Annotated in this window: 21 protein-coding genes and 8 tRNA genes; 26 read left to right on the top strand and 3 right to left on the bottom strand. The window is 51.1% G+C overall.

Features of this window, described 5'->3' with window-relative positions:
- Positions 1 to 64: 64 nt before the first annotated feature.
- From ACQ76X_RS34625 to ACQ76X_RS34700, 16 genes are all read left to right on the top strand, one after another.
- Positions 65 to 156, top strand: a tRNA-Ser gene (locus tag ACQ76X_RS34625).
- A 26-nt stretch (positions 157 to 182) separates the two neighbouring features.
- Positions 183 to 259, top strand: a tRNA-Met gene (locus ACQ76X_RS34630).
- Between the two features lie 8 nt (positions 260 to 267).
- Positions 268 to 343 (top strand) — tRNA-Val (locus tag ACQ76X_RS34635).
- Positions 344 to 382: 39 nt separating this feature from the next.
- Positions 383 to 458 (top strand) — tRNA-Thr (locus ACQ76X_RS34640).
- Between the two features lie 16 nt (positions 459 to 474).
- Positions 475 to 552 (top strand) — tRNA-Asp (locus ACQ76X_RS34645).
- 27 nt (positions 553 to 579) lie between these two features.
- Positions 580 to 655, top strand: a tRNA-Phe gene (locus ACQ76X_RS34650).
- Positions 656 to 660: 5 nt separating this feature from the next.
- A tRNA-Tyr gene (locus ACQ76X_RS34655) sits at positions 661 to 746 on the top strand.
- A gap of 7 nt (positions 747 to 753) precedes the next feature.
- Positions 754 to 826, top strand: a tRNA-Lys gene (locus tag ACQ76X_RS34660).
- A gap of 41 nt (positions 827 to 867) precedes the next feature.
- Positions 868 to 1,938, top strand: coding sequence for an NAD(P)/FAD-dependent oxidoreductase (locus ACQ76X_RS34665; RefSeq protein WP_438498389.1), 1,071 nt, complete (start codon positions 868 to 870; stop codon positions 1,936 to 1,938).
- A gap of 109 nt (positions 1,939 to 2,047) precedes the next feature.
- On the top strand, positions 2,048 to 3,142 hold the full coding sequence (locus ACQ76X_RS34670; RefSeq protein WP_438498391.1) for a PucR family transcriptional regulator: 1,095 nt from the start codon (positions 2,048 to 2,050) through the stop codon (positions 3,140 to 3,142).
- 107 nt (positions 3,143 to 3,249) lie between these two features.
- Positions 3,250 to 4,371 (top strand): ABC transporter ATP-binding protein, encoded by a 1,122-nt coding sequence (locus tag ACQ76X_RS34675; RefSeq protein ID WP_438498392.1) that lies wholly within the window; start codon positions 3,250 to 3,252, stop codon positions 4,369 to 4,371.
- 300 nt (positions 4,372 to 4,671) lie between these two features.
- A complete protein-coding gene (hprK, locus tag ACQ76X_RS34680; RefSeq protein ID WP_038584597.1) occupies positions 4,672 to 5,610 on the top strand; it encodes an HPr(Ser) kinase/phosphatase in 939 nt (312 codons plus the stop codon).
- A gap of 12 nt (positions 5,611 to 5,622) precedes the next feature.
- Positions 5,623 to 6,654: a prolipoprotein diacylglyceryl transferase gene (lgt, locus tag ACQ76X_RS34685; RefSeq protein WP_076113259.1), complete on the top strand. Its 1,032-nt coding sequence runs from the start codon at positions 5,623 to 5,625 to the stop codon at positions 6,652 to 6,654.
- Positions 6,655 to 6,661: 7 nt separating this feature from the next.
- A complete protein-coding gene (gene ppaX, locus ACQ76X_RS34690) occupies positions 6,662 to 7,315 on the top strand; it encodes a pyrophosphatase PpaX (RefSeq protein ID WP_438498395.1) in 654 nt (217 codons plus the stop codon).
- On the top strand, positions 7,312 to 7,824 hold the full coding sequence (locus ACQ76X_RS34695; RefSeq protein ID WP_438498397.1) for an acyltransferase: 513 nt from the start codon (positions 7,312 to 7,314) through the stop codon (positions 7,822 to 7,824). Before ppaX ends, ACQ76X_RS34695 begins: the two co-directional genes overlap by 4 nt.
- A 168-nt stretch (positions 7,825 to 7,992) precedes the next feature.
- A complete protein-coding gene (locus ACQ76X_RS34700; protein WP_438498399.1) occupies positions 7,993 to 9,192 on the top strand; it encodes an acyltransferase in 1,200 nt (399 codons plus the stop codon).
- Positions 9,193 to 9,292: 100 nt separating this feature from the next.
- On the opposite strand, the gene ACQ76X_RS34705 is transcribed toward ACQ76X_RS34700, so the two are convergent.
- From ACQ76X_RS34705 to gntK, 3 genes are all read right to left on the bottom strand, one after another.
- On the bottom strand, positions 9,293 to 10,732 hold the full coding sequence (locus ACQ76X_RS34705) for a stalk domain-containing protein (RefSeq protein WP_438498401.1): 1,440 nt from the start codon (positions 10,730 to 10,732) through the stop codon (positions 9,293 to 9,295).
- Between the two features lie 37 nt (positions 10,733 to 10,769).
- Complete coding sequence (locus ACQ76X_RS34710) at positions 10,770 to 12,158, bottom strand: MBOAT family O-acyltransferase (RefSeq protein WP_038584612.1); 1,389 nt, start codon at positions 12,156 to 12,158, stop codon at positions 10,770 to 10,772.
- Between the two features lie 275 nt (positions 12,159 to 12,433).
- A complete protein-coding gene (gene gntK, locus ACQ76X_RS34715) occupies positions 12,434 to 13,963 on the bottom strand; it encodes a gluconokinase (protein ID WP_438498415.1) in 1,530 nt (509 codons plus the stop codon).
- A gap of 299 nt (positions 13,964 to 14,262) precedes the next feature.
- Between gntK and ACQ76X_RS34720 the strand changes: the two genes are divergently transcribed.
- The 10 genes from ACQ76X_RS34720 (at position 14,263) to ACQ76X_RS34765 (ending at position 22,918) form a co-directional block, all read left to right on the top strand.
- Positions 14,263 to 15,480, top strand: a complete 1,218-nt coding sequence (locus ACQ76X_RS34720) for an ATP phosphoribosyltransferase regulatory subunit (protein WP_438498403.1) — start codon at positions 14,263 to 14,265, stop codon at positions 15,478 to 15,480.
- 59 nt (positions 15,481 to 15,539) lie between these two features.
- The gene (gene hisG, locus ACQ76X_RS34725) at positions 15,540 to 16,184 is read left to right on the top strand and encodes an ATP phosphoribosyltransferase (RefSeq protein WP_438498405.1); all 645 of its coding nucleotides are present in this window, start codon (positions 15,540 to 15,542) and stop codon (positions 16,182 to 16,184) included.
- 33 nt (positions 16,185 to 16,217) lie between these two features.
- Positions 16,218 to 17,525 (top strand): histidinol dehydrogenase, encoded by a 1,308-nt coding sequence (hisD, locus tag ACQ76X_RS34730; RefSeq protein WP_438498407.1) that lies wholly within the window; start codon positions 16,218 to 16,220, stop codon positions 17,523 to 17,525.
- Positions 17,515 to 18,126 carry an imidazoleglycerol-phosphate dehydratase HisB gene (hisB, locus tag ACQ76X_RS34735; protein ID WP_038584620.1) on the top strand — a complete coding sequence of 204 codons (612 nt, stop codon included), beginning with the start codon at positions 17,515 to 17,517 and terminating at the stop codon, positions 18,124 to 18,126. The genes hisD and hisB overlap by 11 nt, the downstream gene beginning before the upstream one ends.
- A gap of 1 nt (position 18,127) precedes the next feature.
- Positions 18,128 to 18,751 (top strand): imidazole glycerol phosphate synthase subunit HisH, encoded by a 624-nt coding sequence (gene hisH, locus ACQ76X_RS34740; protein WP_438498410.1) that lies wholly within the window; start codon positions 18,128 to 18,130, stop codon positions 18,749 to 18,751.
- Between the two features lie 41 nt (positions 18,752 to 18,792).
- Entirely contained in the window at positions 18,793 to 19,542 is a 750-nt protein-coding gene (gene hisA / locus ACQ76X_RS34745) for a 1-(5-phosphoribosyl)-5-[(5-phosphoribosylamino)methylideneamino]imidazole-4-carboxamide isomerase (RefSeq protein ID WP_438498411.1), read from the top strand.
- 74 nt (positions 19,543 to 19,616) lie between these two features.
- A complete protein-coding gene (hisF, locus tag ACQ76X_RS34750; protein WP_038584629.1) occupies positions 19,617 to 20,375 on the top strand; it encodes an imidazole glycerol phosphate synthase subunit HisF in 759 nt (252 codons plus the stop codon).
- On the top strand, positions 20,372 to 21,103 hold the full coding sequence (gene hisIE / locus ACQ76X_RS34755; RefSeq protein WP_438498412.1) for a bifunctional phosphoribosyl-AMP cyclohydrolase/phosphoribosyl-ATP diphosphatase HisIE: 732 nt from the start codon (positions 20,372 to 20,374) through the stop codon (positions 21,101 to 21,103). The genes hisF and hisIE overlap by 4 nt, the downstream gene beginning before the upstream one ends.
- A gap of 13 nt (positions 21,104 to 21,116) precedes the next feature.
- Entirely contained in the window at positions 21,117 to 21,944 is an 828-nt protein-coding gene (gene hisJ / locus ACQ76X_RS34760; protein WP_438498413.1) for a histidinol-phosphatase HisJ, read from the top strand.
- A gap of 23 nt (positions 21,945 to 21,967) precedes the next feature.
- The gene (locus tag ACQ76X_RS34765; protein ID WP_038584636.1) at positions 21,968 to 22,918 is read left to right on the top strand and encodes a ribose-phosphate diphosphokinase; all 951 of its coding nucleotides are present in this window, start codon (positions 21,968 to 21,970) and stop codon (positions 22,916 to 22,918) included.
- Positions 22,919 to 22,927 lie beyond the last annotated feature (9 nt).

The raw sequence follows: 22,927 nt of genomic DNA on the forward strand, positions 1-22,927 counted from the left end.
TGTTTCGGATTCAGTTTTCAGGAATTAAGGTTCCTGAATGAATTTACATGGCACCAACTTGTTTGGAGAGATACCCAAGTGGCTATAAGGGGACCCTCTGCTAAGGGGTTAGACTGCGTAAGCGGTGCGAGGGTTCGAATCCCTCTCTCTCCGCCATTTCAAATTCATAATATTGTTAGTGTGGCGGCGTAGCTCAGCTGGCTAGAGCGTACGGTTCATACCCGTGAGGTCGGGGGTTCGATCCCCTCTGCCGCTACCATACAACCCGGAGGCTTAGCTCAGCTGGGAGAGCATCTGCCTTACAAGCAGAGGGTCGGGGGTTCGATCCCCTCAGCCTCCACCATTTTCACAATTCAACACCGTTTCAACACTTTTACACCGTGCCGGTGTAGCTCAACTGGTAGAGCAACTGACTTGTAATCAGTAGGTTGGGGGTTCAAGTCCTCTCGCCGGCACCATTATTTTTACAAATGCGGAACCGTGGTGTAGTTGGCCTAACATGCCTGCCTGTCACGCAGGAGATCGCGGGTTCGAATCCCGTCGGTTCCGCCATTTTTTATGTTTTATGGCTTTTTTTATGGCTCGGTAGCTCAGTCGGTAGAGCAAAGGACTGAAAATCCTTGTGTCGGGGGTTCGATTCCCTCCCGCGCCACCATATATGGAGGCTTAGCGAAGTGGCCAAACGCATCAGACTGTAAATCTGCTCACGTACGTGTTCGGTGGTTCGAATCCATCAGCCTCCACCAGTTTTATGAGCCATTAGCTCAGTTGGTAGAGCACCTGACTTTTAATCAGGGTGTCGAAGGTTCGAATCCTTCATGGCTCATCCCAATCAGAAAGTCATCACCTTCGGGTGATGGCTTTTTTGTGTTATCGTCATACCGCATGAAAATGAAATTGCTGAGAGCGAGTTTAAAATTTCTGTCTCCGTTTAATTATAAGTTTATAACACTGAGCAGAAATGAGGGGATTCCCGTTATATATGATGCAATTATTGTTGGAGGCGGTTTTGCCGGCCTGCAGGCAGCGATTCAATTGGGACGTTACTCCGCCCACCATGTGCTTGTGATAGACGCGGGAGGGGGAAGATCTAACATTTGCCGCAGTTATCATAATATATTGGGCTGGCCAGAGGGAATATCCGGTGAAGAGCTTAGGGCAAAAGGCAGGCAGCAGGCTGAAATTGCCGGCGTAAAGTTTGCTACGGATAGGATTATTACGGCAGAGAAGCAGAATGGGTTGTTTCAGCTGAACGGTTCCGAGAATCAGTGCTATAGTTCCAAGACATTGCTGCTTGCAACAGGTGTAATGGACCGCTTTCCTGAGTTGCCGGGGCTTGTAGCTACACTAGGGAAGACGGTATATGTATGTCCGGATTGTGATGGCTACGAAATTCAGAACCGGCAAACCCTATTGCTGGGCTCAGGTGACGTAGGGGCAAATATGGCTTTTGTTTTGCGCGAGCGTACGGGTGATCTGACTTATATCAATCATGAATGCCAGCCGGTATCGGCAGAAAACCGCCAACGTCTTGATGAGCAAGGGATCTTATACGTTGAGGAAGCAGTTGCTCGAATCGATGAGGAGAATGATGGAATCATTAAAGCAGTAATCCTGGAGAGCGGGAATACTTTGCTTGCGGAGCGTGGGTTCATCGCCTTTGGGAACAATGCGGTACATTCGGAACTTGCGGCAGAGCTTGGGGTGGAGCTTCATAAGAACAAGCATATCGAAGCGGATAAGCGTTCATTAATGACCAATGTGGAGCATTTATGGGTGGCTGGTGATGTCGCTGTTCATGCAGAGCAAGCTACAGTTGCAATGGGCGAGGGAGCGATAGCCGGTATTTGGATGCATAAAGAGTTAAAGAAGATATCCCCGGTAAGCTTGCCGCCGTCTAAGCAAAATCATAGCGAAATGGTAAAACAAAATAAATGATTCCTCAAATTGTCGATTGTGTCTTAGTAATCGGAGGGACCAGGCCGCATAATGTTGGGAATTATGATAAAATAGGCGAAAAGAGCAAAAGTGGTGGAGTATGGTGACGATGGATAGTGAGGCATTGCGTCAAAAATTGGAGCAGCTCACCGGAAAGAGAACCGGAATCAAACAACTCGGGAGGCAGCATTCAGCTTCTCTTTTTGGCATAGGCAAAGAAGAGTTGGATCAGCCGGTCACTCATGAAGGTCATCTCTGGGTACCATTGTATGAGAACGAGGGAAGAATAACTGCGTTATGGGTAGAGATGGATGGCCTTTCAGCTCTGGAATTGCAATTGGTCAATTATGCGGCACGGAATTTTGCTGTCGCGCTCAAGGCCACAGGGTTAAAGGAAGAAGGAGAAGTAGAGGCACGGCAGCTGAGCAACTGGCTGAATTCGCAGCTCGAGCAAGAGAAGAATGATGCAGAGATTCCTGACGAAATCACTCTGAAGGGACGTTTGTTCGGCGAGATGATTCCTTTTCTGCTGGTGAGTGAGAATGTCCACAATCCGCAGATCTCTTACCGTTCGCTTATGAAGCTGCTGCGCAATTATTTTGAGAACGAAATATTGCTTATCCCCCTGCAGGAGAAGGAATGGTTAATTTTAGCCCGTAAGGAATTGCTGACCGGCGGGGATGATAAGGACGATGAGGAAGAGAATGCAGATGAGCTGCTGTCACAGACCTGTATGGGGCTGCATGAGCTGATTGCCAGTGAGTGGGTAGGCGTGTTCCATCTGGCGGTTGCACCGGCGATCATCCCGGTAAAAGGTTTGACAGGCTCGGTTGCGTTGCTGCGGGAAACGATTGTTTTGGGACGGATTTTTCAGGTTGGCGACTATATTCATCTCCCGTGGGAGCTGCATATGGAGCGGCTGGTGAACAGTATCCCTGATGAGCGGCGCAGGCAGCTGCTAGGACAGATCGGTGACTATACTTCGGTGCTGGCGGATAAGGAAATGCTGCTGACGCTGGAAACTTTCTTCGAGATGGACTGCAATGTCAGTGAGACCGCGAAAAAATTGTACATCCACCGCAACACGCTCCTATACCGGTTGGACAAGATCAAACAGGAGACCGGAGCCGATGTACGGAGCTTTGGCGACGCAGCAATTGTAAAGTTAACCATGTTATTGTATAAAGTGACGAAAAGAAAATAGGATTTTTGTGAACGTTGCAAATAGCCAGCGAGGCACGTCTGGGGTAAGATAAATGTACAAGAAAGCGATTTATTTATAATCAACTAATAACTCGAGGGGGAAATACAATGGCAGGCGTACGTTTAGAGCATATTTTCAAAAAATACCCGGGTTCCGATAAAGCAACAGTAATCGACATCAATCTTGATATTAAAGATAAGGAATTCCTCGTACTGGTTGGACCTTCCGGTTGTGGTAAATCCACTACCCTGCGTATGATCGCTGGTCTGGAAGAAATCTCCGAAGGTAAAATGTACATTGGCGACCGTGTAGTCAATGACGTTGCTCCTAAAGACCGCGATATCGCGATGGTATTCCAATCCTACGCCCTGTACCCGCATATGAGCGTGTACCAAAACATGGCTTTCGGTTTGAAACTGCGTAAAGTGAAGAAAGAAGAAATCGACAAGAAAGTTCGCGAAGCTGCGAGAATTCTCGATATCGAGCACTTGCTTGAGCGTAAACCTAAAGCACTGTCCGGTGGTCAACGCCAACGTGTCGCTCTGGGCCGCGCTATCGTCCGTGATCCGCAAGTCTTCTTGATGGATGAGCCACTTTCCAACTTGGATGCTAAACTTCGTGGTCAAATGCGTGCTGAAATCACTAAACTGGTTAAACGCCTTGAAACCACTTGTATCTACGTAACGCATGACCAGACAGAAGCTATGACGATGGGTGACCGTATCGTAGTTATGTATGATGGCATCATTCAACAGGCAGCTTCTCCTGAAGAACTGTACAATGAGCCTACCAACCTGTTCGTAGCCGGATTTATTGGTTCCCCAACTATGAACTTTATTAATGGTACTCTGTCTGATGTTGGCGGCGCTGTTCGCTTCCGCGCTGAGAACCTTGATGTTGAAGTTCCAGGAGGCAAAGCTACAATCCTGCGCAGCAAAGGCTACATCGGCAAAGAAGTGATCATGGGCGTTCGTCCAGAAGATATCCATGAAGAACCAGTATTCCTGGAAGCTTCCCCGAACACAATCTTCACTTCGCTGGTAGATGTTACGGAAAACCTTGGTCATGAAATGCTCCTTTACTTGAGCGGCCTGGGCAGCAACACTGTAATTGCCCGTGTAGATGGACGTTCCACTACCCGTGAAGGCAGCAAGCCTAAATTGGCAATTGACATGAACAAAATCCACATCTTTGATAAAGAATCCGAACTTAACGTATTGTTGGGCTAAGATAGAAATATCTTCCCTTTTAAAGAAAGCCGCCTGAAAGGGCGGCTTTTTTGTCTTCTTGGAGCCTTCCGCTAATGACCTCCTAAGCTATAGGAATAGATGGGCAGAATATAAGCAGGTTTGGGTTCAACTCCTTATATATCAATGGATCTAAGGGCAAGGTAGCAGGTATTAAGATTGCATTAAAGGGGATTATCAATTAAGATAGCAGGAGAATTACCTACGGATGGAATGGAAAGAGTTGTTAACCAAATGTAGGAAAGCGGACATAACCGTTAGGTGACGAAAGGACGGACATACATGGCTAAGAAGGTAAAAGTATCGGAATTGGTACAGCATTTTCAATTAGAGGTTGTTTCCGGGCATGAAGGTCTGAAGAGACCGATTACAGTGGATGACTTAAATCGGCCCGGGCTGGAAATAGCAGGTTATTTCGAATATTATCCGGAAGAACGGGTACAGCTGCTGGGCAAGACAGAGCTGGCCTTCTTTTCTATGCTTTCGGAGGAAGAGCGCAAGAGCCGGATTCGCGGGATCTGTAAGGATAATACACCCTGTATTGTCATTACAAGAGCATTGGATGTGCCGCAGGAGCTGATTGACATAAGCAACGAAAAAGGGCTTCCGGTATTGCGCAGCTCGATGGCTACAACGATTTTTTCCAGTAGACTGACCAGCTTCCTTGAAGGCAGACTTGCACCTACAGCAACCATTCATGGCGTTCTCTGCGATGTATACGGTGTAGGCATGCTGATTACAGGCAGTAGCGGCATTGGTAAAAGCGAAACGGCACTTGAGCTCGTTAAACGCGGACATCGCTTGATCGCGGACGATGCCGTGGAAATCCGCCAGACCTCCGACAATCAACTGCATGGTACGGCACCGGAGCTGATCCGCCATTTGCTCGAAATTCGCGGCGTCGGAATTATAAATGTAATGACGCTCTTTGGTGCAGGCGCAATCCGTAATCATAAGCGTATTACGCTAGTGGTTCGGCTGGAAGCCTGGCAGCAGGACAAGCAATATGACCGGCTTGGTCTGGACGAAGAAACAACACGGATTATCGATACGGACGTTCCCCTCGTAACGATTCCGGTACGGCCAGGACGAAATCTTGCCGTTATTATTGAGGTTGCGGCCATGAACTACCGCTTGAAGCAAATGGGCTTTAACGCGGCTTTGCAGTTTACCAATAAACTTACAGCTACCATATCTGAAGACATGGATGATCTGGACTAGGAGTGTGAGAGCATGTTTTTTTCATTAGCGATTAATCCCATTGTATTCTCCATCGGTTCACTACCCGTTCACTGGTATGGTTTGATCCTGGGATTCGGCGCACTTGCCGGATTATTCCTCGCGATTCAGGAAGGCAAACGGTTTAATATTTCCCAGGAATTCTTTATGGATATGCTGCTGCTTGGAGTGCCTTCGGCGATCATTGGCGCGCGGATATATTTTGTAGCTTTTAAATGGGAGGACTATAAGGATAACTTTATAGATGTCTTCAAAATATGGAACGGCGGGATTGCCATTTATGGAGCCTTGATCGGGGCCATTATTTGCGCCATTATCTATTTCCGCTATAAAGGGTACCCATTCTGGCGTGTTGTGGATATTTGCGCTCCTGGACTGCTGGCCGGACAAATGATTGGCCGATGGGGCAACTTTATCAATCAGGAGGCTTATGGTGGGGTTGTAGAGGAGTCGTTCCTGCGCGATAAGCTGCATTTGCCTGACTTTATCGTCAATCAAATGTACATAGAAAATGCGTTCCATCATCCAACCTTCCTGTACGAATCTCTGTGGAGCTTGCTGGGTATTCTACTCCTTATGGTGCTGCGCCGCCAAAGGTTTGTCCGTGCGGGTGAAATCTTCTTATCCTACTTTATCTGGTATTCAATCGGCCGTTTCTTCATTGAAGCTTTGCGTACCGACAGCTTGGGCTTTAACGGGAGCAGCGGTGTAGCTTCATTCGTCAACGGCCTGTGGAGCCCGATGAAATGGATGGGCTTTGAACAAGGGTACTTTGATCCTGCCTATGGAAATATCCGTATCTCGCAGCTGCTCGCTTTGCTGATTATCGTGGCTGCCGTAGTACTTATTATTGTGCGCCGGGTAACCGGTCAATCTAAGGCTCATTATTCCGATCCTATTGTCAGCACCAAGCCGGTCGCGGCAGATTCTGTGGTCCCGGAGAATGCAGTCAACACACCGCAAAAAGCCCCGCAGGCGGCAACGCCTGACAAGGTCAAGTCTGAGGATGCGGAACCGAAGGAGTAGTAACCCGATGATAGAATGCGTTCTTTTTGATCTGGACGGAACGATTGTGAATACCAATGAACTGATTATTGGCTCTTTCATGCATGCGCTGAAGGAGAACAATCTTCCGTCTCTGACCCGGGAGCAGATTATCCCCCATATGGGAACAACACTTCATCAGCAGCTGAGCGCGTTCTCCGGCCTTGAGGATACCAGCGTATTGGAGAAGTCCTACCGTTCTTACAACTACGCGCATCACGATGAGCTGATTGGTTCTTTTCCGCGTGTGAATGAAACGATGGACGAGCTGTCGCGGCGCGGGATTAGAATGGGGATTGTAACGACGAAGATTCGTCCGACTACGCTCAAGGCACTGGAGATGTTTGATCTGCTGAAATATATGGAAACTATAGTAACGGTTACTGATGTGACACAGCCTAAACCGCATCCGGAGCCGGTGCTGACAGCGATCCGCAACTTAGATGTTGACCCGCGCCATACCTTGATGGTAGGCGACAGCATTGTAGATATCCAATCGGCCAAAGCGGCCGGTGTGCCTGTAGCAGCTGTAGCCTGGTCACTTAAAGGGGAAGAGACGCTGCGTAAATATGAGCCGGATTTTATTATCCACGACATGACGGATTTATATGAGATAGTCCGGCAAGGGACGAAGGAATCGTGAGAAACCTAACCCGCTATCCGGTGGAGGGGCATAATTCACTCTGGTACATTTACCGTACAGTTAGCCCATGGAAGGGCGTCCGTAATTTTATTTTTATCCAAATTGCCCGGTATTGCCCCATTCTTCCGCTCAAGAACTGGATTTATCGCCGGATCCTTGGCATGAAGGTGGGTAAACATACGGCATTTGGACTGATGGCAATGGTGGATGTGTTTTTTCCGGAGAAAATTACGGTCGGCGAAAACTCCATCATCGGCTATAACACCACCATTTTGGCTCATGAGTACCTGATTAAAGAGTATCGGCTCGGCGAAGTCATTATTGGTGAAAATGTTCTGATTGGCGCCAATACAACCATTCTTCCCGGTGTAACGATCGGAGATGGCGCGGTTGTGGCGGCGGGTTCGGTTGTGCATAAGCATGTGGCGGCCGGATCGTTTGTCGGAGGCAATCCGCTGCGGGAGCTGCGCCCGGGGGACTCGTCAGACCGGTGTACAGAAGACCTATAGTTAGAAACAAACCGCTTACGTATTTTACTTGTCCAGGATGCATTATGATGTCTTTTGGGTATAGTTACGTAAGGCGGTTTTTTTCGTTATAGAGGAGCAGCAACAGATAAAGTTTGCAGGCACCGTCTCTCTTTGCATAGTCAATCTGAAGGAGATGAGAGATTTAAAGTGAATTCCATCAAAAAGGAAAGACTGCCCCAGTTGGATGTTTTCCGGGCTTTGGCCATACTTGGTGTACTGCATGTACATGCCACATCGTTCGCAGCAGGAGAGCAGGCACTTCAATCGCCTTATTATGTTTGGATCAACGGGGTCAATATTTTTTTTAGATTCGGGACTCCCTGTTTTATTTTTCTTAGCAGTTTTGTACTGTTCTATAATTACTACGGCCGTCCGGTTACCCGCGGGCTGATGTTTAACTTTTACCGCCGGAGACTAACGTATATCCTTTTGCCTTATCTGCTGGCCTCCATCGGATATCATCTAATGGTTCTCTACATAAACGGTCAATTGCTTGATGATCCGTTAACGAATCTACCCTCCTTTATGTACGCCCTCATTACAGGCTCTGCCTATACTCATTTGTACTTCGTATTTATCAGCATTCAGTTCTATCTGGTCTTTCCGCTGATCCTGCAACTGATGCAGAAATCAAAAACAATGGTCACCTGGGCCATACCGATCGGTCTCATCATCCAGTGGGCTTTTGTATTCCTGAATAAATATCAGCTGCAACTTGTGGATAAGGCCAGCTATGCTCCGACGTATATGGCTTATTACATGATGGGGGCTTATCTTGCGATTCATTTTGACAAAATCAAGCCTTGGCTGGAATGCCCCTTCAAAGAGTGGTCTAACAAACAAACAGGAGAGACAATGGTGCTCTGGGGCAGTTGGCTCGCTGCGGCCTTCATTCAGATTCATCTATGGTATCAAGGCCGGCATTTTGGCCATTGGGTCAACTCGCTGTGGTACGAGCTGCTCTGGAATGTTCACTCCATGCTTTCGGCGCTTGTACTGCTCCATGCCACCTTCCTGATATACCGCACAGCTTCTCGCGGGGTTAATGCCTTTATGACTAGGCTTGGAGAAGTCTCCTTTGCTGTGTATCTGCTCCATCCGCTCATTCTGGTGCTGTACCGCCGGTTCCGGTATAACATTCCATTGGATTCCTTGGCCTATGTTTTATTCGTACATGGAGGGCTTATAGTGGCTCTGGGGGTAAGCTGGGTGGTCGTTCAGATCTCGTTCCGCCGAATCCGGTGGTCCTGGATCGCATTCGGAAGTGTTCCCCGCTCGCTTGCACCTCAACCTAAGCGGGAGCCGGAAGCAGTGCTCACTTTGGATAATAGCCACGGAAAGGCTTAACGAGTTTTTAAACAGCAAAAAGCCATCGGCATGAAGAATGCCAATGGCTTGATGTTCCCGGTTATGAGGCACTAAGATCGAACAGTTACAGGTGTATGCCTTATTCCCCAAAGGTGATATCAACTTCAAGCAGCTTGTCTTTCTCCTGCCCCAAAGTGACTGAACCTCCGAACAAGGCTGGAATGGACTCCAGTGGAGCGGCCATGATCCCGATCTTGTTCTCAACGGGGGCAGCCAGCTTGACAGTTTGTCCATCGAGCAGGGCTTCGTCCGAACCTACAGTCAGTTCCGCAACACTGTCTCCCTTGGCGAGAGTAATCAATTTCTTATCGATATCATAATCGAAGGCGATCCCCAGCATCTGCGCATAGAGCTTGAGAGGAGCCATAATGACGTCTCCTGTCGTTGGCGGAAGGAAACCGAAGCTCTGCGGCTCACCGTTCAGAGAGAGATCTATGGAATAGACTGTGCCCTCCTCTGTATTAACGATTACATTCTCAGCCTGCCGCTTCAGCAGTTGGATCCCCTGTTCCAGGTTATCTGCTGTGACCAGATGGGTCCCTTTAGAGATTCCATCCACAATTATAGAATTAACAGCGCCGGAGTGATGGGACAGATCCTTGTAAAGATCAAGGTTATAGGTGATGTCGCTGTCTGTCTGGAATTCATAAATACTAACATTGGAATAGGAATTAAGCTTATCGAACATATAACGTTTCATTTCCAGCTGGTTGCCGTAGCGTTCCGGGTTGGTCTTATACCAGACCTGCTGCCGCAGAATCGAATATGGCGGATAGTAGAAATAAAACTTCGTTTCCGGATGAGCTTTGACTATGCTGACCACATTCTCATCAAAGGTTTGCTTAACGGAATCCAGCGGATCCTCATTATTTCCATACGCGACCTCCTTGTTCCGTGCTGACTGCCAGTTCTTAATAACTAAGTCGCGTCCGTAGGTAACTGACTTGTCCCAGTTGTACAGTAGTTCAAGGGATGACAGCTTCAGGTTCGCGCGTCCTTCTGACTTACTCAAAGCTGTAAGCGCCGACTTAATATTAGATTCATTGAAGACATATTTGTAATCGTTAAGCGGATTGCTATCGTACAGATATGCGGGGAATTCTTCATTCCCGGTTGCATTGTTAGTGCGGAAGGCGAAATAATCGATTCCCCATAATACTTGTTTGACCTGGCCTGTTTTGAAGGCTACTTTTGCAGTCTGATACTGCTCTCCGATGGTCGAGCCTTCAATAGACAATTTAAGAACGTCGCCCTTCAACTTCTCGCCTACATCAGAGGGGAGAAAATTCTCCGTCATGGAGCTGCCGAGAACGATGGTATCATATTTGTAGTTACGGGCAAGACCGGGATTCTGGTATCGTTCCTGCCAGGACAGTTTAGGAGTATAGAAGCTGGCCTTGCGGTAGAACTGCAAGGGATCGACAATATAACTAAAGGTACCAATCAGAACAGCGAACACGATAACCATAGTTATAAATTGAAATATAAATTTTTTGTATTTCGTTTTTTTATGCCTCAATTCAATAAATCTCCTTTATCAGTTGAAATGGCCGGGATCAGAAGCTGAAATAGAGAAACTCGCTGATTTTGTTGAAATAGACGACAGCAATACAGAACAAAGCGGCGGCAAAAACGGCGGTTTTCCAGCCCGGCTTGAATCCTTCCAGCATCTGCATAGAGTTGCGGCATAGTACAGCAACAATCATGAAGACAGCCAGTCCCAATACAATCGTCTTGTCCAATGAAGCGATGCCGATTCCGTTAAGGCCGACCATTCCTTTCAACACCTTGATGGCATTGTCCCAACTGGTTGCCCGGAAGAAAACCCAGGTAAGATTAATAAATTGGAAAGTGATAAACCAAGCTACCCATTTCGGCAGTTTGATGTTGGCTTTTTGCCAAATCCGGTGGATAAACTGGGCAAATCCATGCATGAATCCCCAGAAGACAAAGGTCCAGCCCGCCCCGTGCCAGAGACCGCCGATGAGCATGGTCAGCATGGAGTTGATATGGGTGCGGGTAGTTCCTTTACGGCTGCCGCCCAGAGGGAAATAGATATACTCTCGCAGGAAGCGGCTTAAGGTCATATGCCAGCGGCGCCAGAAATCCTGAATGTTCAAGGATTTGTATGGTGAATTAAAGTTGATGGGTAAAATGATATTAAACAGCAGGGCAACACCAATCGCCATGTCCGAATACCCGCTGAAATCATAATAGAGCTGAAGGGTGTAGGAAAGTGAGGTTGTCCAGGCTTGAATAAAATTCAACTGGGACAACACATCAAATCCATTGCTGGCTACGGGTGCAAATGAATCGGCGATAACTACTTTCTTGAATAACCCAATGCTCAGCAGAAAAAGGCCTTTGGCCACGTTGCTGTAATCAAAACGTTTGCCCCGCAAACGGTCGAACTGCGGCATCATCTCCTTATGATGGAGAATCGGACCTGCAATCAGATGCGGATAGAAGGTTACAAACAATACATAGCTGATCACATTATATTCTTTTGCTTTACCGCGATAAGCGTCGACCAGGTAAGCGATCTGTGTAAAGGTGAAAAAGCTGATTCCGAGCGGAAGCACAATCTTGAGCAATGGAACATCTGTATCGAACAGAGCGTTGACATTGCCGATAAAGAAATCGGCATATTTATAATAGATAAGCAGCAGCAGATTCATGATGATGGCGAAAGCCAAAGCTAGTTTGCGCTTTCGTTCCGTGGCATTTTGCATATGGGATATGGTTCTGCCCATAAAATAGTTGAAGGCGATGGAACCCAGCAGCAGTGGAAGGTAGCGCACATCCCACCAGCAGTAGAAGAACAGGGAACTAAGCGCTAGCCAGAGCTTGCTGGCGTAGATCAAACGAAAGCGATTTAATAGAAAATAAACTATCACAGTAACCGGCATGAAAATAAATATAAATTCGTAAGAGTTAAACAGCACTTCTTCAAACACCTCTTCATAATTTTCGACTTCAAATGGCTGGTCTATGGCCCTAAGTTTCAATATACTAAAAAAACGTCTAGCGGGTAAGTCCTTACACGGCAAATAATAAGAAATAATCCTGAAAATTGACAAAAAACGATGTGCGGCAAATATTCCATATTTTAGTTTTTTTGTCAAGTGCCATGCGGCGAGCCGATATCAGGAAGATGTATTCAAAGATATGGGATTGCCGAATATATAACATCTTGCCGGTATCAGCAGCCAGTACTCCTTTATTCCCCCGACTGTTCACGCTGAAACCCGGCGATGGCCTCATATTGACTTTCCAGACTCCGGAAGACGGAAATATAGATGGGCAGCAGCTGCTTGTACACTTTGGCATGCTCCTGGATCGGCTGATGCTGATGGGTGGAGCCGATCATTCCGAATACATGATCAAGGGAGTCGATGCGCCGGATAGCATAAAGACCAAGCACAACTGCGCCAAGGCAGGAACTCTCGAAGCTCTCCGGAACGATAACCTCCTGATCGAAAATATCGGCCATCATCTGCCGCCACAGGGCAGAGCGGGCGAAGCCGCCGGTGGCGAGAATCTTGCTCGGGCGGCCAATGCGCTCCTCCATGGCCAGCAGCACGGTGTACATATTGAAAATGACCCCTTCCAGCACTGAACGGATCATATGCTCCTTGTGGTGATTCATCGTCAGGCCAAAGAAGGAGCCCCTGGCGTCCGGATTCCATAGCGGTGCGCGTTCTCCAGTCAGGTAGGGATGAAAGAGCAATCCGCCGCTGCCGGGAGGCACCTGTTCGGCAATGCGTGTCAGCACTTCATAGGGATCAATGCCGAGGCGTTTGGCAGTCTCCACCTCGGAGGCGGCAAATTCATCACGTACCCAGCGGAACAGCATGCCGCCGTTATTCACCGGACCGCCGATGACCCAGTGTTTCTCGGTCAGGGCATAGCAGAAGATTCGCCCTTTGGGATCGGTAAGCGGACGGTCCACTACGGTGCGGATCGCTCCGCTGGTTCCGATCGTGGCAGCGATAACGCCAGGCTGTATGGCACCTACCCCAAGATTGGAGAGGACCCCGTCGCTGGCGCCGACAATAAATGGAGTAGAGGAGAGCAGGCCGAGTTCTGCTGCAAGCCCTGGGAGCAGCCCCTGCATGATATGGGTGGTAGGGACAGGGCTCGACAGGCGCTCCCTGGTAATGCCGGCAATGCTCAGCGCCTCTTCATCCCAATCCAGCTGCTCCAGGTTGAACATGCCTGTAGAGGAAGCGATGGAATGGTCGATCACATATTCTCCGAACAGTTTGGCGAAGATGTATTCTTTAATGGAAATGAATTTATAAGCCTGGCGAAAAAGCTCCGGCTGCTCTTCGCCAAGCCACATCAGCTTGGTGATCGGGGACATCGGATGAATAGGGGTTCCTGTACGCAAATATAATTCATGTCCCCCGAGCTCGTTCTTAAGGCGGGCAGCACAAGCAGCGCTGCGGTTATCCGCCCATGTGATGCAGGCGGTAAGGGGCTTGCCCGTATTGTCTACGGCAATGACACTATGCATGGCTGAACTGAAAGAGACAAACAGCACTCCTTCAGCGGGGACAGCACTGTCCCGCATCACCGCCGCAATGGTTTGGGTTACTGCATTCATAATTTGTTCCGGAGCCTGCTCAGCCACAGATGGGGAGGGCTGGTGCAGCGGGTAACCCTGATTGGACTGTGCCGCGATTCGGCCATTTTCTTCGAAGAGGACTGCCTTAGTGCTGGTGGTTCCAATATCAACGCCGATCATATAGGATGTATTCAACGGTTAGTCCTTCTTTCTATTGGAAAATAGATACTTGGAGCACTGGAAGCAGGGAATAAAGTACAATTATATAAGATTATTATATTATCCGGTAAACGCTGAGGCAAAATTCAGGTAAACCTCAGGCTGGTGGTTAAGATATTATGTCTATGGTGTAAGGTTTTATTGACGCAAAAGGATGGATCATGATACGATGTTGCAAATGCTTTACTTTGCTACCACTTTACCATAGTAAAGTGAACGATATATAACTTGCATGATATCTGATGAGGTGACTAATGAAGATGTCCAAACCTAAGGGATTCGAGAAGCCGGCTGGTGTGCGCGACTATCTCCCGCGTGCAGTAACGAAGTTGCGCAAGATTGAGAACGACGTGCTCCACTGCATGAGCCGCTGGGGATACCAGCAGATGATTACACCCACACTTGAATATTACGATACGGTCGGCGTGGCCAGTTCCACATCAGACCAGAAGCTTTATAAATTGCTAAACAACCGTGGTCAGGCCCTGGTGCTGCGGTCCGAAATGACTGCGCCGGTTGCGCGTGTGGTTTCATCGTTATTGAAAGATGAGCCACTTCCGCTCCGCCTTTCTTATCATGCCAATGTGTTCCGGGCAATCGAAGAGGAAGCCGGCCGGGAAGCGGAGTTTTTCCAGACCGGTGTGGAGCTTGTAGGTGATGATTCGCCTGAGGCGGATGCCGAGGTCGTGGCGCTGGCCATTTCGTCGCTGCAGGCAGCGGGTGTCAAGTCTTTCAAAATCGCGATGGGACATGTCGGATTCCTGGACGGACTTTTCCAAGAGGCGGTCGCCAGACTGCCGGAGGCCCAGGAGGAGCTGAAAAGCCATCTGCTGAACCGCGATTATGTCGCTTTCCGGGAAACCCTCCGGCGGCTGGACCTGACGGAGGCCCAGAAGCGGGAGCTGGACGGGTTGCTGCGGCTGCGCGGCGGTAAAGAAATCTGCGGGCAGGCACTGGAGCTCAGCAGCCATCCGCTGGCCCGGACCTCTATTGAGCATCTGTGCAAGGTGTGGGAGGTGCTGGTCTCTTACGGAGTTTCGCAGCATGTGCTGATTGATCTGACGATGATCGGAGATTTCTCTTATTATACAGGGATGACCTTTGAGGGATATGCCTCCGAGCTTGGGTTCCCGGTATGCAGCGGCGGGCGGTATGATAATCTGCTTCAGCAGTTTGGGCGTCCGATTCCTTCGACCGGGTTCTCACTCAAAACGAACCGGATTCTGGACGGAGTATCCGGCATGCCGGAAGAGGTGGAGCTGCCGGTATTGATCCAGTACGATGCGCTGCGGCGGACCGAAGGGCTGGAAGAAGCCGCGCGGCTGCGCGCACAAGGCCGGATTGTTGTAACCAAGCTGGCAGCGGGGCCGGAAGAGCTGAAGACGGTGAAGCGGCTTGACACAGAGACGGTGGAAGCCGACGGCGAGCAGTATGGTGAAATCTATACATTTGTGTCTTTTGTCAGCGAACACGGCTAAGCGTGAGAGAACAGAAATGAACAATTTGCAGAGGGAAATGGAAACGGAGGCTAATGATGATGGCGCAGATACTGAAGGTAGCTATGCCGAAAGGCCGAATATACAATAAAGCGGCAGAGTTGTTCCGTCAAGCGGGGCTGCCGATTCCGCCGGATGGCGAGGAGTCGCGCAAGCTGGTGATCTCACTGCCTGAGGCGGGCATGGAGTTTATTCTGGCCAAGCCGGTTGATGTGCCTACCTATGTTGAATATGGTGTGGCGGATATAGGCATCGTGGGCAAGGATGTGCTGCTGGAGGAAGAACGCGACGTGTACGAGCTGCTTGATCTGGGCATCGCACGCTGCCGGATGTCCATTATCGGCCTGCCGAACTGGCAGCCAGGGATTCAGCAGCGGGTAGCGACGAAATACCCGAATGTAGCTTCGCGGTATTTCCGTGAGCAGGGCCAGCAGGTGGAGGTCGTCAAGCTGAACGGTTCGATTGAGCTTGCACCGCTGATTGGCCTTGCCGACCGTATTGTCGATATGGTGGAGACCGGGCAAACCCTTAAGGATAACGGACTGGTGGAAATGAAGAGCATCTTCGAAATCACGAGCCGGCTGGTTGCGAACCGTGTAAGCTACCGGATGAAGAATGAGCAGATCCAGCAGCTATGCGACCGTCTGCAGGCAGTTATATTAGAACCGGGGCTTCAGTTAAAATAAAATGAGTGTGGATGTTCAAAGGGGGAACGAGCGGTGAAGGTCCAATCGAGCAGGGAATTTAATCTGCAGCGTGAAGTGGAATACGGAACGCCGGAGCAGAACAAGGCCGTGAAGCAAATCGTAGCCGACATCAAACAGGAGGGCGACGCTGCGCTGCTCCGCTATACGGAGCGGTTTGACGGGGCGGCGCTGACACCGGCGCAGCTGCGGGTAACCGCAGAAGAGCTCCAGGCGGCTTATAGCCGGGTTGAGGAATCGTTCGTAACCGCGATTCGCGCGGCTGCGGTCAATATCCGGGCGTTTCACGCCCGTCAGAAACGCAGTTCCTGGATGGATCTGCAGCCGGACGGTACGATCCTCGGCCAGATCATCCGCCCGCTGAAGCGGGTGGGCGTATATGTTCCCGGCGGCAAGGCAGCGTATCCGTCCTCGGTGCTGATGAACGTGATTCCGGCCCAGATTGCCGGAGTGCCGGAGATCGTGATGGTCACACCGCCGTCGACCGGCGGCAAGGACGGCATCGATCCTTACATCCTCGTTGCTGCGGCAGAAGCCGGTGTGAGCGAGGTTTACCGCGTGGGCGGCGCGCAGGCGATCGCCGCGCTCGCCTTCGGCACGGAATCTATCGCGACGGTCGATAAAATCTGCGGCCCCGGCAACATCTACGTTGCCCTGGCCAAGCGCGAGGTCTACGGCGCTGTCGATATCGACAGCATCGCCGGGCCCAGCGAAATCGTCGTGCTCGCCGACGAAACCGCAGAGCCGGCTTACATCGCGGCTGATCTGCTCTCACAGGCCGAGCATGACGAGATGGCCTCGGCCATCCTTGTGACGCCGTCGCAGAGCCTCGGAGAGGCCGTGGCGGCCGAGGTGGAGCGGCAGCTTCAGGAGCTGCCGCGCGAGGCCATCGCCCGCGCCTCAGTGGAGAACTACGGCGCAATCATCGTCGTAGACTCGATGAAGGAAGGCATCTCCGTAGTGAACCGGCTGGCGCCGGAGCATCTGGAGATTGTCGTCGAAGATCCCATGGGCCTGCTCGGCAGCATCGAGAATGCCGGAGCGATTTTCCTGGGACCGTACAGCTCGGAACCGGTCGGCGATTATTTCGCCGGACCGAATCATATTATACCGACCAATGGCACCGCGCGGTTCTCTTCGCCGGTTGATGTGGATGATTTCATCAAGAAATCAAGCCTGATTTATTACAGCAAGGAAGCGCTGCTGCGTGATGGAGCAACCATCATCGAGTTGGCCAGACGCGAAGGGCTGGAAGGTCATGCACGGGCGATAGAGATCAGGCTGGAGAATGAAGCGAAGGGCGGAGAAGAAAATGGAGAATAACAATAACGAACAGGCTGTACGCAAAGCAGGCCTTAGCCGTAAAACAAACGAAACGGATATCACGCTGTCCCTGGCTGTGGATGGAAGCGGCATTGCCGAGCTGGAGACCGATGTGCCTTTTCTAAATCATATGCTCGATTTATTCGCGAAGCATGGCCAATTTGACCTTTCTCTGGAGGGCCGGGGGGATATTGATATTGACGACCATCACACGGTGGAGGATATCGGCATCTGTCTGGGACAGGCGCTCCGCGAGGCACTGGGTGACAAAAAAGGCATCAAGCGTTATGCGAGTGTGTTCATTCCTATGGATGAAGCTTTGGCTCAGGTGGTCATCGACATCAGCAACCGGCCGCATTTTGAATACCGGGCGGCTTATCCGTCCCAGCAGGTAGGCAGCTTCTCTACGGAGCTGGTTCATGAGTTCCTCTGGAAATTCGCGCTGGAGGCCCGGATTACACTGCACGTGATAGTACACTACGGATCCAATACCCATCATATGATTGAGGCGATATTCAAAGCGCTGGGACGGGCGCTGGACGAAGCAACGCAGATTGATCCGCGTGTGAAGGGTGTGCCATCCACGAAGGGAGTGCTGTAGCATGACCGTTGCTATCGTCGATTACGGCATGGGCAATCTGCACAGTGTCAGCAAGGCGGTGGAACGTCTCGGCTACGAGAGTCTTGTGACAGGCGATGCCGGGGAAATTCTTGCGGCAAGCAGTGTCATTCTGCCGGGCGTCGGTGCCTTTGGCGATGCGATGGAACAGCTGCGGAGCAGCGGGCTCGATCTTGTGGTCAAGGAGGCCGCTGCCGGGGAACAGCCGGTGCTTGGCATTTGTCTGGGCATGCAGCTGCTGTTCAGCAGCAGTGTGGAATACGGCGAGCACGAAGGGCTGGACATCCTGCCGGGATCGGTGGTGCGGTTCGCCCCCCGTGACGGCTATAAGGTGCCGCATATGGGCTGGAACAAGCTGAGCTTCCGGCAGCCGCAGAGCCCGCTGCTTGAGGGGCTGGAAGAGGGGCATGTGTATTTTGTCCATTCCTATCATGCAGCAGTTGGGCAGGAGAACGATTTGCTTGCCGTAACCGATTACGGGCATCCGGTCACGGCGGTGGTCGGGCGGGACAATGTCTTCGGTATGCAGTTCCATCCGGAGAAGAGCGGAGAGCTTGGCATGAAGCTGCTGGGGAATTTTCTAAAGCTTAAGGGAGAGCGGGCGTAAGCCCGCTATAAATATATTGTAATGAAAGCGGGGAGCGCCATATGTCTTCTTTTATCGTGTATCCGGCGATTGATATCCGGGATGGAAAGTGTGTAAGACTGCAGCAGGGTGATTATGCTCAGGAAACGATCTATAATGACAGTCCGGTGCAGGTCGCTAAATCATGGGAAGAGCAGGGAGGCCGGTTCATTCACCTCGTGGATCTGGACGGCGCGAAGGCTGGACATCCGGTCAATGATGCCATCATCGGCGCCATTGCCAAAAACGCAGGTGTGCCCGTCCAGGTGGGCGGCGGACTCCGCAGTCTTGCCGATGTGGAGAAGCTGCTCGGTCTTGGTGTCAGCCGGGTCATTATCGGGACGGCGGCCATCAATGACCATGTTTTTACGGAGGCTGTGCTCGCCAAATATGGCGATAAGGTAGCTATCGGCATTGATGCCCGTAATGGCTACGTAGCCACCCATGGCTGGCTGAACACCTCCGAGGTGCGCGCCGAGGATCTGGCCAAGGAGCTGGCATCCAAAGGTGCAGAGACGTTTATCTACACGGATATCTCCCGTGACGGGATGATGCAGGGCCCGAATATCGAGGGAATCGTGGCCATGGCTGCTGCCAGCGGCAAAACTGTCATCGCCTCCGGCGGCGTTACGAGCCTTGACGATCTGCTCCGCCTGAGCGTACATAGCGGCAGCGGAATCGGTGGAGCGATTGTAGGCAAAGCGCTGTACACCGGCAACATCAAGCTTCCCGAGGCGCTGCAGGCGCTGGGACGTCCAGCAGGACAGCTGTAATATAGAGCAAAAAATTTGATCGAAGAGAATTCGAGGCGGATGCCCTCACAACCCTTTGAAGGAGGGACTTCATAATGTTAGCCAAACGTATCATTCCCTGTCTGGATGTGAAAGACGGGCGGGTAGTCAAAGGCGTTAATTTTGTCAATCTGCGCGATGCCGGAGACCCGGTGGAGCTGGCGGCGCTGTATGACCGTGAAGGTGCGGATGAACTGGTGTTCCTGGACATTTCCGCCTCGGTGGAAGGACGGGCGACCATGGTTGAAGTGGTCCGGCAGACGGCTGGCGAGATTGCCATTCCCTTCACCGTTGGCGGGGGGATTTCCACTCCCGACGATATGAAGCGGATTCTGCGCGCGGGCGCAGATAAAATCGGCATCAACACGGCGGCGGTCAACAATCCGCAGCTTATTCTGGAAGGGGCCCGCCGCTTTGGCTCCCAGTGTATTGTGGTGGCGATGGATGCCAAATATAATGAGGCTTGGGGCGAATGGGAAGTGTACACGCATGGCGGGCGCAAGCCTACCGGCATCCGTGCGCTGGCCTGGGCCAAGGAGGCCGAGAAGCTGGGCGCCGGCGAAATACTGCTCACGAGCATGGATGCGGACGGGACCAAGGACGGCTTTGATTTGAAGCTGACCGCAGCGGTCTGCGATCTGCTCAGCATCCCCGTAATTGCCTCAGGTGGTGCGGGCAAGATTGAGCACTTTTATGATGTATTTACCGAAGGCAAAGCCGATGCAGGACTTGCGGCGACCATTTTTCACTATAAAGAGATCGCGATTCACGATTTGAAGACAGAACTGAAGCAAAAAGGGGTAGAGATCCGATGAGCCAAGAACAAGAGAATAGAACCCTGAACCAACAAAAAGCGATCGAGGGCATACGCTGGAATGAATCCGGTCTGCTCCCTGCTGTGGTGCAGGATGCCGGCACTTTGGAAGTATTGATGTTTGCCTATATGAATCAGGAGTCGCTGCGGCTCTCGCTGGAGAGCGGCCAGACCTGGTTCTGGAGCCGTTCGCGCAGTGAATTGTGGCATAAAGGGGGAACCTCGGGCAATACCCAGGCCATTACCTCGATCCATTATGATTGCGACAGCGATACGCTGCTCGTAAAGGTTGTACCGGAGGGACCCGCCTGTCATACCGGTGAAACCTCCTGCTTCTTCCGTGAGATTCCACTGAATGCTTCGGCAGCAGCAGCGGCACCAGTCGCTAAGGCGGCTGAGACAGTGCCTTCTGCAACCCTTGCAGACAGCGGACGTTTTGCTGTACTGGGTGAACTGGAGCGGGTCATTGCCGAGCGGGAAGCCGAACGTCCGGAGGGTGCTTATACAACCTATCTGTTCGACAAAGGCGTCGACAAGATTCTGAAAAAAGTAGGCGAAGAGGCTTCGGAAACGATCATCGCCGCCAAAAATAAAGACAACGCCGAGCTGCGCCTTGAGGTCAGCGACCTGATCTATCACCTGTTGGTGCTGCTCCAGGAGCGCAAGCTTCCGCTCGATGAGATTCTGGAGGAACTGAGCGCCCGCCACGAACGGCCGCGCCGGGACTAAGGGGGCTTTCCGCATGCATATTGATTACCATACCCATCATGAACGCTGCGGCCATGCGGTAGGGAAGCTGGAGGAGTACGTGCAGCGCGGCATAGCGCTGGGGCTTCAGCAGCTTGGATTATCCGACCATTTGCCGCTCATTCATGTCAATCCGGATACCTATTATCCTGAAATGGCCATGCCGCTTGCCGAGCTTCCGCGTTATGTGGAGGAATGCCTGACGCTGAAAGAGCGCTACCGAGGTAAGATTGAGCTGCGGGTGGGGCTGGAAGCTGATTATATCGAAGGCTATGAAGAACAGATTCGCGAGCTTTTGTCGCCCTATCCTTGGGATTATCTGATTGGTTCGGTTCATTTTCTCGGGGAGTGGGATATTACGGATCACCGGCAGACCCATGGCTGGGAAGGCAAAGATATAATGGAGGTATACCGCAGGTATTATGATGCTGTGCGGAAGTCGGCGTTATCGGGATTATATGATATTATAGGACATATGGATGTAATCAAACGATTCGGTTATGGTCCGCAGACACCGGAAGGCAAAGCTGAGGTCAGGGAGCTGGAGCTGAATGCGCTGAAAGCAATTGCAAGCAGCGGCATAGCCATGGAGCTGAATGCTTCCGGGCTGAGCAAGCCCTGCGCGGAGATGTTTCCGGCAGAGCATGTGCTGCAGCAAGCGCTGGCACTCGGTATTCCGCTTACCCTGGGCTCAGACGCCCATGATCCGGCAAAGCTGGGAGACGGCTTGCAGGAGGCGCGCAGTCTGCTGTGGCGCACTGGTTTCCGCGAGCTGGCGGTATTCGAAGGACGCCTCCGTACATCCGTTCAGTTTGAACTATAAATTATGATCCCCAGGAGGGTACTATGCATCATCATCAATTGCGTATTTTTTCCGGTTCGTCGAATCCGAAGCTGGCCGCAGATATTGCGGAGCGTCTGGGCGCCCCGCTGGGCCAGATTAAGCTGACCCGCTTCAAGAGCGGCGAGATTTATGTGCATTATGAAGAGAGCATCCGGAACTGTGACGTATTTTTGGTGCAATCCCTCGCACACCCGATCAATGAGCTGTTCGTTGAGCTGCTCGTCATGATTGATGCCGCCAAACGCGCATCGGCAAGAACTGTGAATATCATTGTTCCTTACTACGGATACGCCCGGCAGGAGCGCAAATCCGCTCCGCGTGAGCCGATTTCGGCCAAGATGGTCGCGGATGTGCTTACGACTGCAGGAGCAACCCGTGTCATTACCATCGACCTGCATGCAGCGGCTATACAAGGATTCTTCAATATTCCGGTCGATCATCTGACGGCGCTTGATCTGATCAGCGGGTATCTGAAGGTGAAGGGACTTTCTGATCTTGTGGTTGTTTCGCCGGATGCCGGGCGCGCTTCCATGGCGGAGAAGCTGGCCAGCCGGCTGGATTCACCGTTCGCGATTATGATCAAGAAACGTCCGGCCCATAACGAATCGGTAATCACGCATGTTATCGGTGATGTTGAAGGACGAACGCCGATTATTATTGAGGATCTGATCGATACGGGCACGACGATTGTGAATGTGGTGGAAGGCCTGAAGGAGCGGGGAGCCAAGAACAGCATCATATGCGCAACTCACGGTTTATTCTCCGGTGACGCGCTTGTACGCATGGACCATCCCAATATAGATGAAGTGGTAATCACGGATTCCATCGCGCTTCCGGATGACCATTCCAACCGCTTTAAAGTGTTGTCCGTTGCACCTATGCTGGCTGAGGCGACACGCATTATCATCGAAGGCGGTTCTATAGATAAGTTGTTCAGAGACGCGGGGATTTAGTTTCCCGCG

The organism is Paenibacillus sp. IHBB 3054 (genome assembly GCF_051594305.1).
Lineage (GTDB): Bacteria > Bacillota > Bacilli > Paenibacillales > Paenibacillaceae > Paenibacillus_AQ.

Bases quoted from the DNA above. Each gene is read 5' to 3' on its own strand.
- ACQ76X_RS34670 (WP_438498391.1), top strand. From the start codon at position 2,048: ATGGATAGTGAGGCATTGCGTCAAAAATTGGAGCAGCTCACCGGAAAG.
- ACQ76X_RS34675 (WP_438498392.1), top strand. From the start codon at position 3,250: ATGGCAGGCGTACGTTTAGAGCATATTTTCAAAAAATACCCGGGTTCC.
- hprK (WP_038584597.1), top strand. From the start codon at position 4,672: ATGGCTAAGAAGGTAAAAGTATCGGAATTGGTACAGCATTTTCAATTA.
- lgt (WP_076113259.1), top strand. From the start codon at position 5,623: ATGTTTTTTTCATTAGCGATTAATCCCATTGTATTCTCCATCGGTTCA.
- ppaX (WP_438498395.1), top strand. From the start codon at position 6,662: ATGATAGAATGCGTTCTTTTTGATCTGGACGGAACGATTGTGAATACC.
- gntK (WP_438498415.1), bottom strand. From the start codon at position 13,963: ATGATCGGCGTTGATATTGGAACCACCAGCACTAAGGCAGTCCTCTTC.
- ACQ76X_RS34720 (WP_438498403.1), top strand. From the start codon at position 14,263: ATGTCCAAACCTAAGGGATTCGAGAAGCCGGCTGGTGTGCGCGACTAT.
- hisG (WP_438498405.1), top strand. From the start codon at position 15,540: ATGGCGCAGATACTGAAGGTAGCTATGCCGAAAGGCCGAATATACAAT.
- hisB (WP_038584620.1), top strand. From the start codon at position 17,515: ATGGAGAATAACAATAACGAACAGGCTGTACGCAAAGCAGGCCTTAGC.
- hisH (WP_438498410.1), top strand. From the start codon at position 18,128: ATGACCGTTGCTATCGTCGATTACGGCATGGGCAATCTGCACAGTGTC.
- hisA (WP_438498411.1), top strand. From the start codon at position 18,793: ATGTCTTCTTTTATCGTGTATCCGGCGATTGATATCCGGGATGGAAAG.
- hisF (WP_038584629.1), top strand. From the start codon at position 19,617: ATGTTAGCCAAACGTATCATTCCCTGTCTGGATGTGAAAGACGGGCGG.
- hisIE (WP_438498412.1), top strand. From the start codon at position 20,372: ATGAGCCAAGAACAAGAGAATAGAACCCTGAACCAACAAAAAGCGATC.
- hisJ (WP_438498413.1), top strand. From the start codon at position 21,117: ATGCATATTGATTACCATACCCATCATGAACGCTGCGGCCATGCGGTA.
- ACQ76X_RS34765 (WP_038584636.1), top strand. From the start codon at position 21,968: ATGCATCATCATCAATTGCGTATTTTTTCCGGTTCGTCGAATCCGAAG.